We start from the raw sequence: 12577 nt of genomic DNA, 5'->3' as shown, positions 1-12577 counted from the left end.
ATTACAATTATGCTAGGAAACACAATATGGATATGTTTAGCCTTGTGATCGAGATATTAACTACCGATGGGATCATGCTAAAAATTGCTCTTGGCAGTATTTTTGGTTTGTGCCTTGGATTAACTGGTGTCGGTGGTGGTGTCTTATTGATCCCGATGCTGCAAATATTTTGTGGTATGGCTCCAGTGCTCGCTGTGGGTACCGCAAGTTTAATTTCAGCGCTGGTAAAAATAAATGCCTCTATCATTCATGTCAAAGCAAAAAATGTCTCATGGCGGCAAATCTCAATATTATTTGTCGGGGCAATGCCGCTGACTTTTCTAGTGACTCAGATTGTAGTCTATTTTAACCAGCACCCATTACATGCAGATATGACTCAGTCAATCATTACCGGTTTGGTAACCGTGGTCATGGTAGGCTCCTTGATGTCTGTTTATCACAAGTTCAGGGCAAAGCCTCAAGCCAAATTAGCAATGACGGGTACCGGAAATACCGATAGAAAAGCTTTATTATCCGGTATGTTTTGCGGCTCCGTGCTTGGCTCGACAGGCGTGGGCGGTGGCGTCTTATTACTACCGGTATTGAATAACATATTGAATGTGGACATTAAAAAAGCCATTGGTTCATCGGTTGTACTGGCGCTTTTCCTGTCAGGTTTTGCCGCGTTAGGTTATGCCAAAGGCGGGCAGGCAGATGTGAGTACTGCCATTTACTTTGTGTTTGGTTCATTTATTGGTGTTCCTGTTGCGGCTTCGCTATTAGAAAAGATCTCAGAAAAAACAACGTATTTAATTACTTTAACAGTGATATCGGTGAGTTTGTTAATGTATACCTTGTTTTAACGTTATCACTGAATTTTATTTGATTATGGTGTCATAGTAAATAGTCAAAAAAAGCCCCGCCTAAAAATTATGGAGGGGCTTTTTATTTTTTATATTATTATTTTCTATGAAGTGTAAATTGATAAGATCTTGCCAAGCTCATCAACTTGAAAACCAATGGGATGGATGAAGTTCGTCAGGGCAATAAGTCCGCCATCGAGTTGATAAATATCAGCAAGCATCGCTGCATTTTCAGCTTTCAACCCCCCACCATAAACGACAGGTGGAGTGGTTTTGAAATTGGCATTGACTGTTTGCTTGATGAAATCTGTGATAAGCCCAATATAATCACTATTCGGTGGTGTTTTACCTGGGCCAATCGCCCAAACCGGCTCGTAAGCAAGTATTATATTGCCCTCTAACTGTGCGGGAGGGATTTTTGCAAGGCTACTAACGATTTGGTTCTCCAGAACGATTTTAGCTCTTGCTAGCTGCTCTTGCTCTGTCCCTTTGCCACGTTCTTCGGCTGTCTCGCCGATACAGATAACGGCCTTCATTTGCTGCCCTAGGGCACGGCAAGCTTTTTCACTGATGATATCACTGACAACCTTATTGGCTGTGTGGGGGCAAAATGATTCAGCTTCAGTATATTGTGCAAGGATAAAGTTAAGATGGCGTCGTTCTTCACAGTGACCAATGAGGCTTACTTTACTCCCCACTATCGCCTGTGTTGAGGCTAGCGGGTGTGATGTGAATGCGCCAAAATTGCCGCCGACAGCCACATCCTCACGATGACAACTCTGGCTTCCTATACGTATATTGGCAATTGAAGGGGCCGGATTGGTTTTTATCTGTTCGACTGCTGCGATCAAGAGGATGTCAGGAACGAAAACGGTGAGTTCTATTTTGCTGTTACTAGCCCAACCTGAATCAATAATGCCTTGGATAGTGTTTTTAATCCATTGGACAGGATTATCAGATGGGCATACTCCGCCATTTTCTCTGTTTACTTCAAATCGTTTTAAATTAATTAGAATATTCTTTTTCATTGTTTAGGTTCACGTCTTTGTAGGATGTGTCAACTGAATATATCAGTATCGCTAAATTGAATTAGTGATATAAGTCACCAAAATACATATTGTGATCTATGTCACTCTACCTATTTTGATGTTGAATGAGCTGTGCTTGTTCGACGCCTTTTAACGCTGATATTTGATTGGCCAGTGCCGTTACATCTGCGCTTTTGCCAACGATAACGGTGTTTTCCAAACATAACTCGTGTTGAAGGTGGACATGAGTCGTACATTGGACGTGAGCTTTACTATCATGTTGAATTGCATTTATTTTTTCACTAAGCCCTCGTTGGTGATGATTGTATACGATGCTGAGAACACCGACTACCTCGCGGTTTGGTGAACGCCATTCATCATGGGTACGACTTCCCCTGAATAGGTCGCGGAAATATTCCGATCGTGATTGATATTGACGATCACCGAGGTTTGTCATCATTTCTTGGTAAAGTTCTCCTGGAAAAGAAAGCGAAAATCGAATGATTTCTTTGTTTGAATCTCTCATGTGATATTGGTCACTCTTTTTATTTGTGTGATATCTATCACTCACGTTAACACGAATTTGGTGATAGTGTTAACTACATATCCAAACTTAAAAAGTAAAAACGTGATGCCGTCGAATAAATATTTCTTCCGGTTATTGGCTGTAATTAGTTGTTTCTTTTTTTCTTTCCAACTTAGTGCCTCAAATAACCAACAGTGGATTTTGGGTTTTACTGATGAGCCCGAAATGGGGCTAGACCCCATTATGGGTTGGGGACGATATGGCGATCCCCTGATTCAATCGACCCTGTTAAAGCGCGGGCGTGGAATGGAACTTATTCCGGATTTAGCCACACAGGTCAGTGTTTCTGATGACCGTTTGAGCTGGACCCTAACGCTCCGGGATGATGTGCGTTTTGGTGATGGGAGCCGTTTAACTGCCAAGGATGTCGCTTTTACCTACCAACAACTGCAGGACGGAAAGTCCGTCCATGATGCCAGCATGATTGAGCAGATAAGCATTGAAAGCCTCAATACCTTACGTTTTGATCTTGCTGAACCTGACTTGGGGTTTGCTGATTTATTGGCATCCGTCGGTATTGTCGCACACAAGGTCTATCAGCAAAGTTACGGCCAGAACCCGTTGGGCAGTGGTCCATTCCGTTTTGTCCGCTGGGATAAAGGGCAACAAATCGTACTTGAGCGCAACCCCTATTACTATGGTCAGCAACCTGCCGTTCAAAAGCTGATTATCGTATTTGCCAGTGAAGACAGTCTGATCTCTTTGGTGCGCAGTGGCCAGATTGACTTAGCGTCGGTGCCACAGCGTTACGCCAGCTTGGTAAGTGGGAATCATCGACTTGTTTCTGTCGAGACCAATGATAACCGGGGTATTGTTTGGCCCGTTAACCCTCTTTCCAAAGAGCGTGGTGGCAATGAGGTCACTTCCGATGTTGCAATCCGTCGTGCGATTGACCAGGTAATTAACCGAGAACTGCTAGTTTCTGGTGTTTTGCAGGGCTATGGCCGGCCAGCTTTCTCTCTAGCAGATGGATTACCTTGGGGACCGACTATCGAACCGCGGAAGCTTGCTGATATTGACGAAATTTCCTTGCAGCTGGAACTGGCAGGCTGGTTCTTTGATAAGAGCAATCTTATTAGGGAGAGAGACGGCGTGAAGGCAATTTTTACGTTGTATTATCCCGCCGGGGACAGCGTACGCGAGCAGCTATCTCTGGCGGTAGCCGCAATGGCTGAGCCGCTAGGGATCGAGGTTAATGTTCGTGGAGCCAGTTGGACGCATATCGGGCGGGAAATGTCACATCATCCGGTATTGATGGGTTTTGGTAGTCACAATATCAGTGAAATGTTCTTGGTTTATGGCAGTGAAAATGCCGGAGAGGGGTGGTACAACTCCGGTTACTATGCCAATGGAATAGTTGACTTCAATCTCTCTAGGATTAAACAGGCCAGTGGCATTGAGCACACACGCCCATACTGGGATGCGTTGTACCAACAACTAGATCGCGATCTTCCTTGGAGCTGGTTGGTCAATATCAACCACCTTTACGCTGTCAATCAATGCCTCGATATTGGTGAGCCGCTACCTGAACCCCATCAACACGGCTGGCCGATCACCCGAACCATTGAGCAATGGCAGTGGAGTTGCCCGTGATGAAGCTGTCAGCTAGCAGGCTAGCGATTGCCGGACGGCTAACGTTGTTGAGTGCTTTGGTTTTGGCCATGACTTTTACTCTGCTGGCAGTGTCTCCCATTGATCCTATGCTGTATTACACCAGCGATAACCTCTTTGCGATGAGTGCTGAACACACGGCCCAGTTTTCGGGAACATTAGGGCTAGACCAACCCTTGGCAACACGTTTTCACCAGTGGGGAGTGAACTTGATGCAAGGTGACTTGGGTTTTTCAATATCACAGCAACAGCCCGTAATAGAAGTCTTGAACCAGCGTGTGCCGCTTACCCTCCGGTTAATGGTAATGGGGTGGCTCGGGTCGTTACTACTTGGGTATAGCTCTGGGATATTAGCCGCTATATATCAAGGGCGCATAGTTGATCGCTTTATTCAAGGGTTGAGCTGGGTGACGGCTTCTGCCCCGGCGTTTTGGATTGCACTATTGGCGCTTAGCCTATTTGGTGTGACATTGCAGTGGGTGCCGGTATGCTGTGGGGCGCCTATCGGAGTATCTCCCAATGCGATGAGCTGGTGGCAGCAGATGCCGTATTTGATCATGCCAACCCTTGTTCTTTCGTTGTCCGGGATGAGCCATGTGGCCATGCATACCCGTGAGCGGGCACTCCAGGTGTTGGCAAGTGAGCATGTTCTTTACGCTCGGTTGCAAGGCAAGAGCGGGTGGGGGATTTACCGTTATCACCTGTTTAGAAATACGCTGACACCAGCCGTTGTTCTTCAGTTTGCCGGGTTGTCTGAGCTGCTTGGGGGCTCGGCCTTGATTGAAACCGTTTTCAACTTCCCGGGTATCGGTATGACGATGGTTGTTGCCGGACTCAACGGTGACATTGCCTTGTTGATGGCAATTACCTTGTTGTCAATGCTGCTGGTGTTTGCCGGTAACGCGCTGGCACGGTTGATAAGTATGAAATTACTTCCGGAGGGGAGGGGACATGTCTGAAATCAATCGACAGGCATTGAAGCAACAAACACTAATCATCGTGCAATTAACCGCTGTTTTTGTCTTCTTTATTGTGTATTGCATCTTTTATCCCACTCAAGGGCAGGGCATTGATCTACAGCTGGTATTGCAACCCCCTACATGGAGCCATTGGTTTGGTACCGATGTGATGGGACGTGATATGTGGGGACGTACCCTCAAGGGGCTGTTGTTGAGCTTGCAAATTGGAGGAGGCGCGGCCGTCCTAAGCGGTTTAATCGCCATGTTTCTCACGGTGATTGCCGGGCTCAACCGCCGCTGCGAATGGGGGGTTGCCCTGCTGGTGGATATGTTTATGGCCATCCCGCATTTGCTGCTGCTGATCATCCTTACATTGGCCCTCGGCGGTAGTATGAGTGGGGTTATCTGGGCAGTGGCCCTGACCCATTGGCCCAAATTAACTCGCTTGCTGGTGGAGGAACAGAGGGGGCTGTTGATGTGCCAGTTTGTACAGTTGGCAGGACAGTTCGGCAGGCCAAAATGGACGGTGTTATGGCACCATGTACTGCCATTTATTTTACCGCACTGCTTAATTGGTATTTTGTTGATGATCCCCCACGCCTTGGTTCATGTCTCTGGCTTGACCTTTCTAGGCTTTGGCCTTGAGCCGACAACTCCTTCCATCGGCATCCTGTTATCGGAAGCCAGTCGCTATATGTTATCCGGTAATTGGTGGTTAGCGCTGTTTCCGGGGGTGGTTTTGCTGGTAGTGCTGCTATGGCTTTCTGCTATTGGCCAGGCATGTGTACGTTTTGCAAAAATTAAGGGTTATTAATGCTATTCATCGATCAGTTAAGCGTTTGTCATGGTGCTAATAAGCTGCTGGATAATGTTACTTTCGAGGTGGGAAATAAAGAGAAAGTCGGTATTGTCGGGGCAAGCGGCAGCGGAAAGACCGTACTTGCTCATGCACTGTTGGGCTTTATTCCTCAAGGATTTGAACAACAAGGGGGGATTATCTGTAATGAAGATATTGCCTTGATCCCTCAATCGGCAGCTTGCCTGAATCCCACTGCTAGGGTTAGTCGCCAGCTGAAAGGGTTGGCACACAGCGAAGCGCAATATCACAAGACCATCAAACATTGTCAGTTGGACATAAGTTTACTCAATAAATACCCGGGAGAATTGTCTGGCGGCATGGCTAAACGGGTTTTAATTGCCTTAGGGTTGGTACAGGGCAAATCACTACTCGTTGCTGATGAGCCGACTTCTGGATTGGATCATGACAGGGCAGTGCAGTTACTGGCATTGCTGACAACGTCGCAGGGGGATAGGCAGTCGATGGTTGTCATTAGCCATGACATTGTTGCCTTGACTCGGCATGTTGACCGTTTATTGGTTTTCCATCAGGGAAAACTGGTGGACGATGTGACAATTCAAGCCGGCTGGTATAACCATTGTGATCCATACACTCAGGCTTTGTGGCAAGCCGCACCTGAACATTGGTATCTGGAAAATGGAGGACACTATGCTAAGTCTGCGTAATGGGGCATTCGAGTATGGGCGGCAGCGATTGGCATTTCCGGATATCAATATCAAGCCGGGAGAGACTGTCGGGCTATATGGCCCCAGTGGATGTGGTAAATCCACCCTCGCTCAAGTATTGGCCGGACTCGTTCCCCATTCGCATGGGGTGCTATCACACCCTATGAAACAAACTGGTGTGGGCTCCCCAGTACAGTGGATTAGCCAGTCACCAGAGTTCGCTTTCAATCCACGTTGGCGTTTGTCCCGTTCTTTGGCCGAGAGTCACAATGTCACCGGGCAGATGTTGGCGCGCTATCAGGTCAATCCTGCTTGGTTAAAGCGCCTACCCAGCCAGCTTTCTGGGGGAGAGTTGCAAAGGTTAAATATTGTCAGGGCGCTGGCACCATCAACACAATACCTGATTTGTGACGAAATCACGGCTCAACTTGATGCGATAACCCAGCAGTACATTTGGCAGGTGCTGGCTGCCGATATCCAGCAAAGGCATTTGGGGGCACTGGTTATCTCCCACAGTTATCCTTTGCTCAATAATGTGTGCGACAGGGTGATTAAGTGGCCAGAATGTATCATGGGTTAGTTCAATGCCGATTAAAGCCTGATACACAGGGAGGGAAATTTGAAATAGTATTCTGGTCTGCATCAGTAATGACAACCATTTCGGCCAGTTGATCTCCAAATGCAGCGACTAGCTGTTCGGTGCTAGCCCGGAAGATTACCCGATTGTCTTATGCAATCAAGCGGCTATAATCCTCTAGTTGCTACTGCGTTTCTTTTTGAGTCTTGGACGGCCAAAAAAGGGTATAACATAGCTTTATTAGAGTTTCATAGTGCGACTATCACTAAGATTTGAATGAGGTACGGGATATGGCGCGCTTGAAGCGCATGTTTGTGTGGCTTCGAAAGTGGTACTTTATGCTCAGTCCCATACCGATCATCATGTTTATTAGCTTTTACTTGTATCTGAACGCAATTGAGGGTTGGGGTGCAATAGGTATTGCCCAAATAATGCAAATTCCAGTATTGTTGAGTGTTATGATGGCTCTGGTAGGAGGTATCATGATTTTCTGGGCTAATCATTTGGGAGAGCGTCGAGCATCCTTAGTGATTGTTACCCTTTTATATTGTGCCGTTCTGGTTGTTTTTTGTGTTTAAGGTTTTTGTTATGAATCAATCCTAGCTATTTCAGCCAATTTGATATTGAAGTGTTCTAATTCGGACTTTGTATTAAGTTTTCTGGAAGCCAAGCATTCTTAATTGCAGAGTAAAGTATAATAGGCAGCATAGGGTAGTACATCAGGGAGCCTAGATATAAAGTTAAGTGACTCTGATATTGGGTAGATGGTTTCAAACTATCGCTGGTTATGGTTTTTTCTGTTAATCCGCCAGAAATATAACCTTCGTAAAGTAGATACTTTTTACTGCTTTGGTCATTTTGAATAATAGGCCATAGATTAACGCCAAAATCAGCGTGAGACACATGCACTCCGACGATAGTGAAACTATTGGCACCCTCTAAGCAGTATTTATCCTTTATGTATCTATCCTCATTATAGGAACTATTGAAAGTCTCTTTGGGCCACAAGCTATAATACTCTGTATCAGTGAATAGAGTTGCACACCAAGCTGATTCTAGAAGGCTCAGCTTCGAGTCAATGACGGGAAAGTAAAGGCGATTGTTTTCTTTGTGAATGAACGGTACCCATATGAGGGGTAAAACAGCAAGGGCAATCAGCTTGCCCGATCTATTAAGCTGAAGGAGCAGATGGGCAAGTATTAAAAAAAATGGTATTCCCCAAAAAAAACTCGAAAAACCAATGTTCATAATTGCACCAGTGCTAAACAAAAAACTCACCGCAAAAAGTAGAAGCTGCTTAAATGTCATCATTTGTAAGGTTAGCACTCAGCCGTCTTTTATCCTTAAGTTTAAGTTTAAGTTTAAGTTTAAGTTTAAGTTTAAGTTTAAGTTAAGACTCCGTTATTGCAATCTAATCAAATCACTAGATTTCATTTCGGATAAGTATCAACTTTACGTCATCTTAAGTGATTTTGCCGCCCGCAGATAATTGATGTTTTGCTGAACTTGTAGAATTACTGACTTAAAATGTCTAAAAGCGATTGAATTGGCGTCAATGCCCCCTCTCGAAATAGTGCTCTATTTCGAGGAGGCTGTGTTGTTACCTGTGGGATATGCAATTGACGCACTCAGGAGTTATTAAGGACCGCTTGGGCTTTATCGCAATTGGCTAGCTGTCTTGCTCCCATGAATTCACAGCTCAGTGCGGCAACATGGTTAGCTGTATTGATGGCCTGGTCGAACGGTTGTCCTTTGCCAACCTGCATGGCGAGAATACCGATGAAAATGTCACCGGCGCCTGTGGTGTCTGCTACATCGACCTGATGCCCTGGGATATTGGCAAATGTCCCCTCGTGCAGCCATGCGCAGCCACGCTGGCTCAGAGTGACAACCGCCGAGCCGCCAACCCGTTTGATCGCTTTGTTTAGTGCCCGCTTGTGTTGGATATCAGAGGTCATTGCCAGCAGGGAAGGGTGGCTGAAAACGCAGCAGTCGGCCAGTTCAAGCAGTTCGATGAGTGATTGGTCAAAGTAGCTTACTCGGAGAAACGTTGGGATCCCTTTTTGCTTTGCCAGCTCAAACAGTACTTTAGCTCCTTCCGGCCAGGTGAGATCGGCAACGATCGCACTGGTGTCGCTTAGATCCAAGCCAAAAAGCGACGAGGTATCTTTGGGCATGGAGGGGTCGTTATAGACGTAGATCTTCGAGGAGTGCTCTTCATCAAGGATAATGGTGGCAATGGATGACTGGACTTGTTCGTAACGCAGGCAATGATCAATGTTGACGCCGTGAGCGATGAGTTCATCGGATATTTGTTTGCCGACCATATCAGTTCCCATCCGGCCGATGAAATTGACAGGTTCGCCGGCATTGGCAATGGCAACGGCTGCGGTTGCGGCAACGCCCCCTCCACTGACAGAAAAGCCGTCAGCGTATGATTTTGCGGCTTGTTGCTGCGATGTACTGACCGAAAAAGTTTGGTCCCAAGTAGCGTTTCCTAGGCAAATGACAGTCTTCAAAATAATCTTCTTCTAATTGTTGTTTGGTAACCAAATACACGAATAGTGTAACGGATTAGTAATTTAAGTGGTATTGAAAGTCGTCGATGGATAAATCGGGCCACTAGCGTGGCCCTAACCAGTACACCCTGAGGTGCTATGTGCCTGGTCTGTGCGCGGGGCTCGGTGTAGTGCCTATGTTTCTTAGCGGCAGAATTGGTTGATGAGTTTAATTGCCGCGCATGCGGCTCCGAAACCGTTGTCGATATTGACGGTCGTCAGGCCGGCCGCACAGCTTCCAAGGCAAGCGTTCAGCGCCAGATGGCCCCCTTCACTCACACCATAGCCGACTGAGGTGGGCACTGCGATGATCGGTGTGGCAATCATACCGGACAATACCGTGGGTAAGGCCGCTTCCATGCCTGCGACTGCAATGATGATATTGGCCTGCTGAATCTCTTCTAAACGGTTTGTCAAACGCCACAGTGCTGCGACGCCGATATCTTCATAGCGTTCGCAATGGATACCGTGATAGGCCAAGGTCGTTGCGACTTCATTGCACACTGCAGCATCGGAGGCACCTCCAGACACAATTGCAACGCTGGCACTCCTTTTGGGCGGCTCAAGATCACCCAAAACGGAGACCCGCCCCAGCGGGTCAAACATCAGCTTTTGTTGATGAGAGGAGGCAAGTTGCTTGAATTTGTCCTCGCCTAGCCGAGTTAGCAGCAGGCGTCGTTTTTGTCCGAGTGCCATATCGATAATGATGTCGATTTGATCTGCTGTTTTACTTTCGCAGAACACGGCTTCTTCAATCCCGCAGCGGGCCCGGCGTTCAAAGTCCATGGTAATATTGCTCATCAGGCGACCCTCACAAATGCACTGCCGCGTTTATAGGGCGCGACATCGACTGGTAATGACAAACCAACTTCGCTGGCCATGGACTGGGCATCGGCAATGATGTTGTTGATCATCACCTCATGGAGGGTGCTGAGTTTGTCTTCATCAATTTGCAGCACCAGCCGTTGGGCCAACAATCGGCAGCGGATATTTTCGGCATTGATTTGCTTTCTCAGGCTCGTTTCTACCCGGTTGATCAAATCGAGCTGTTCGGGCTGGATGAAAACCCCGGTTTCGACCCGACTGGCCAGACAAGGAGATGCAGGTAAAAATGCGATATCGCTTAGGCCAAAATGCTGGGCTATCAGGCGAATTGTCGACTTGTCGATATCCGCTTCGACAAATGGATGGCGGACCGCTTTCTCTTTTGCTGCAATTAGCCCCGGCCGGTAGTCGCTCAGGTCATCGAGATTGGTTCCGGATACGACTTGGCCAAATCCAATGGTGGTCAACGTCGAGTAAAGTGCTGATTTGCAGTGGTAACAACGGTTGACTGGATTGCTGCGGTAGGCGCTATTTTGCATCTCTCCGGCTTGCACCAGCTCTAGTTGCCAGCCTTGTTGCTTGGCGTATTTCTGGATTCGTTGGGTATCAGCACCGGGCACCGCCGAAGAGGTCGCATGGACCATTTTGGCCTTGTCCCCCAGGGTTTGATGGGCCACGTATGCCAATGTCATGCTGTCTACACCACCACTTACGGCAACAGTGACTTTGCCAATTTGCTGCAATACAGTTTCGAGAGCCTGTATTTTATCTATGACTGTCATAGTTCTACCTCTTGTACGTGGTGCTCAATCGTATGCTTGAGCTGCTGCTTTTGGTGGTAACTCGGACCCGCATCTTCAAGGTGGTCGGCTTCAAGTTTGGTGGTTTGGCTACCGTCTGGGCGCTTAACCGTTTTGACGTTGAATGCCTTGCCGTTATGGGAAATTTGGTGATGGAGCCGGGGTAGGCTAACCCTGTCGCACAGCCAGTGTCTGACGCCAAGTGTCGATGTCTGGTTGAGTATCGCCGTCACTATGTCATCGAGGTGATAAGGTTGGCACAGTAAGGTCAGTGTGCTGATCATTCGATGTTTCTTGCCGTGGGATACACTTTCCGTAATTTCCAATACGCCGGGATGCTGGCGCAGGGACTCCCTGGCATTGGCAATCATTTCGCCTGTCATATCATCGATATCGCATTGAACAATTGCGATTTGCTCTTTTTGTTGTTCAGGCGAGGGCTCAAGCAGGCTTGCCCTGATGACATTGGCGCGCTGTGACAGTCTTTTGGTACCAAAGCCGTAGCCAGTGCCCTGTAATTGTCCCTTTGCTACCTTTTGCTCCGGTGATAACCAAGCCAGGATCGCCGCACCTGTCGGGGTGATTCGCTCACCTAGCTCGCCATCATCAACAAAATGGAAGCCTGTGAGCAAATTTAAAGTGGCTGGTGCTGGTACCGGAATAACGCCATGGGCACATTTTACGGTGCCTCCCCCCCAAGGCAGGCCAGAGACAGACCAGGAAGTGGCATGACTGTGATGGATGAGCCAGGCGGCGGAAATGATATCGACGATACAATCCCAGGCACCCACCTCATGGAATTGGACATGTTCAATGTCCATATTGTGGACTTTTGCTTCTGCGGTAGCCAGAAGACTGAATATGCCTATAGCATGCTCTTTGACGCAGTGTTCCAGCGAGCTATTAGTTAGATAGCGGCGGATCTGCTGCCAGTCATGATGGTGGTGATGGTCGTGGCTGTGTCCGTGTTCGTGACGGTATTTTTGCTCATCGCTATGTTCTTGCTCATGGCTGTGCGAATGGTGATGAGGGTGTAATGGTGCGATGAGATCAACATTAAATCGTTTACCGTTGAGTCCTTTGTCTTCGCCATGCTCCAGCGAAACAATGACCTGATCATCTAACTCCAACGAGTTCAGCATGCCGAGTAAAGGTTGTTCTAAATGCGGGTGCGCATCTAACATTGCTGCAGAGAACATATCCCCAGCAATCCCGCCAATTAAATCTAGATGAATATGCATTTTTGCCCCACGCGTTGTCATCTGGA

14 protein-coding genes are annotated in these 12577 nt (G+C 47.4%); 7 read left to right on the top strand and 7 right to left on the bottom strand.

The genetic code is table 11. The features are described from left to right. The first annotated feature begins 26 nt into the window (after positions 1-26). Positions 27-842 carry a sulfite exporter TauE/SafE family protein gene (locus PTW35_RS11130; protein WP_281025048.1) on the top strand — a complete coding sequence of 272 codons (816 nt, stop codon included), beginning with the start codon at positions 27-29 and terminating at the stop codon, positions 840-842. A 104-nt stretch (positions 843-946) separates the two neighbouring features. Here the strand turns inward: PTW35_RS11130 and PTW35_RS11125 are convergent, their stop codons facing one another. After that, positions 947-1870, bottom strand: coding sequence for a triose-phosphate isomerase (locus PTW35_RS11125; protein ID WP_281025047.1), 924 nt, complete (start codon positions 1868-1870; stop codon positions 947-949). Between the two features lie 106 nt (positions 1871-1976). Further along, positions 1977-2396 (bottom strand): nickel-responsive transcriptional regulator NikR, encoded by a 420-nt coding sequence (gene nikR / locus PTW35_RS11120; protein ID WP_281025046.1) that lies wholly within the window; start codon positions 2394-2396, stop codon positions 1977-1979. 306 nt (positions 2397-2702) lie between these two features. Between nikR and PTW35_RS11115 the strand changes: the two genes are divergently transcribed. The 6 genes from PTW35_RS11115 (at position 2703) to PTW35_RS11090 (ending at position 7705) form a co-directional block, all read left to right on the top strand. Continuing rightward, positions 2703-4049 carry an ABC transporter substrate-binding protein gene (locus tag PTW35_RS11115; protein WP_281025045.1) on the top strand — a complete coding sequence of 449 codons (1347 nt, stop codon included), beginning with the start codon at positions 2703-2705 and terminating at the stop codon, positions 4047-4049. After that, positions 4049-5026: an ABC transporter permease gene (locus PTW35_RS11110; RefSeq protein ID WP_281027489.1), complete on the top strand. Its 978-nt coding sequence runs from the start codon at positions 4049-4051 to the stop codon at positions 5024-5026. Before PTW35_RS11115 ends, PTW35_RS11110 begins: the two co-directional genes overlap by 1 nt. Beyond that, positions 5019-5840, top strand: a complete 822-nt coding sequence (locus tag PTW35_RS11105; protein ID WP_281025044.1) for an ABC transporter permease — start codon at positions 5019-5021, stop codon at positions 5838-5840. Before PTW35_RS11110 ends, PTW35_RS11105 begins: the two co-directional genes overlap by 8 nt. Next, entirely contained in the window at positions 5840-6550 is a 711-nt protein-coding gene (locus PTW35_RS11100; RefSeq protein ID WP_281025043.1) for an ATP-binding cassette domain-containing protein, read from the top strand. Before PTW35_RS11105 ends, PTW35_RS11100 begins: the two co-directional genes overlap by 1 nt. Continuing rightward, positions 6534-7130 (top strand): ATP-binding cassette domain-containing protein, encoded by a 597-nt coding sequence (locus PTW35_RS11095; RefSeq protein WP_281025042.1) that lies wholly within the window; start codon positions 6534-6536, stop codon positions 7128-7130. Before PTW35_RS11100 ends, PTW35_RS11095 begins: the two co-directional genes overlap by 17 nt. A gap of 287 nt (positions 7131-7417) precedes the next feature. Further along, the gene (locus PTW35_RS11090; protein WP_281025041.1) at positions 7418-7705 is read left to right on the top strand and encodes a hypothetical protein; all 288 of its coding nucleotides are present in this window, start codon (positions 7418-7420) and stop codon (positions 7703-7705) included. A gap of 55 nt (positions 7706-7760) precedes the next feature. Here the strand turns inward: PTW35_RS11090 and PTW35_RS11085 are convergent, their stop codons facing one another. The 5 genes from PTW35_RS11085 to PTW35_RS11065 all read right to left on the bottom strand — a co-directional run bounded on the left by PTW35_RS11085 (position 7761) and on the right by PTW35_RS11065 (position 12551). Beyond that, entirely contained in the window at positions 7761-8453 is a 693-nt protein-coding gene (locus PTW35_RS11085; RefSeq protein WP_281025040.1) for a hypothetical protein, read from the bottom strand. 302 nt (positions 8454-8755) lie between these two features. Next, a complete protein-coding gene (locus PTW35_RS11080; RefSeq protein WP_281025039.1) occupies positions 8756-9646 on the bottom strand; it encodes a PfkB family carbohydrate kinase in 891 nt (296 codons plus the stop codon). Between the two features lie 183 nt (positions 9647-9829). Then, on the bottom strand, positions 9830-10486 hold the full coding sequence (gene larB / locus PTW35_RS11075) for a nickel pincer cofactor biosynthesis protein LarB (protein WP_281025038.1): 657 nt from the start codon (positions 10484-10486) through the stop codon (positions 9830-9832). Next, positions 10486-11292 (bottom strand): ATP-dependent sacrificial sulfur transferase LarE, encoded by an 807-nt coding sequence (locus tag PTW35_RS11070; protein WP_281025037.1) that lies wholly within the window; start codon positions 11290-11292, stop codon positions 10486-10488. The genes larB and PTW35_RS11070 overlap by 1 nt, the downstream gene beginning before the upstream one ends. Further along, on the bottom strand, positions 11289-12551 hold the full coding sequence (locus PTW35_RS11065; protein WP_281025036.1) for a LarC family nickel insertion protein: 1263 nt from the start codon (positions 12549-12551) through the stop codon (positions 11289-11291). Before PTW35_RS11065 ends, PTW35_RS11070 begins: the two co-directional genes overlap by 4 nt. Between the last annotated feature and the right edge of the window lie 26 nt (positions 12552-12577).

Origin of the sequence: Photobacterium sp. DA100 (assembly GCF_029223585.1) — a bacterium.
In the GTDB taxonomy this organism is placed as follows: domain Bacteria; phylum Pseudomonadota; class Gammaproteobacteria; order Enterobacterales; family Vibrionaceae; genus Photobacterium.
The sequence above is the reverse complement of the archived record's forward strand: the minus strand, read 5'-3'. Positions and strand labels throughout refer to the sequence as shown.

Bases quoted from the DNA above. Each gene is read 5' to 3' on its own strand.
- PTW35_RS11130 (WP_281025048.1), top strand. From the start codon at position 27: ATGGATATGTTTAGCCTTGTGATCGAGATATTAACTACCGATGGGATC.
- PTW35_RS11125 (WP_281025047.1), bottom strand. From the start codon at position 1,870: ATGAAAAAGAATATTCTAATTAATTTAAAACGATTTGAAGTAAACAGA.
- nikR (WP_281025046.1), bottom strand. From the start codon at position 2,396: ATGAGAGATTCAAACAAAGAAATCATTCGATTTTCGCTTTCTTTTCCA.
- PTW35_RS11115 (WP_281025045.1), top strand. From the start codon at position 2,703: ATGGAACTTATTCCGGATTTAGCCACACAGGTCAGTGTTTCTGATGAC.
- PTW35_RS11110 (WP_281027489.1), top strand. From the start codon at position 4,049: ATGAAGCTGTCAGCTAGCAGGCTAGCGATTGCCGGACGGCTAACGTTG.
- PTW35_RS11105 (WP_281025044.1), top strand. From the start codon at position 5,019: ATGTCTGAAATCAATCGACAGGCATTGAAGCAACAAACACTAATCATC.
- PTW35_RS11100 (WP_281025043.1), top strand. From the start codon at position 5,840: ATGCTATTCATCGATCAGTTAAGCGTTTGTCATGGTGCTAATAAGCTG.
- PTW35_RS11095 (WP_281025042.1), top strand. From the start codon at position 6,534: ATGCTAAGTCTGCGTAATGGGGCATTCGAGTATGGGCGGCAGCGATTG.
- PTW35_RS11090 (WP_281025041.1), top strand. From the start codon at position 7,418: ATGGCGCGCTTGAAGCGCATGTTTGTGTGGCTTCGAAAGTGGTACTTT.
- larB (WP_281025038.1), bottom strand. From the start codon at position 10,486: ATGAGCAATATTACCATGGACTTTGAACGCCGGGCCCGCTGCGGGATT.
- PTW35_RS11070 (WP_281025037.1), bottom strand. From the start codon at position 11,292: ATGACAGTCATAGATAAAATACAGGCTCTCGAAACTGTATTGCAGCAA.
- PTW35_RS11065 (WP_281025036.1), bottom strand. From the start codon at position 12,551: ATGCATATTCATCTAGATTTAATTGGCGGGATTGCTGGGGATATGTTC.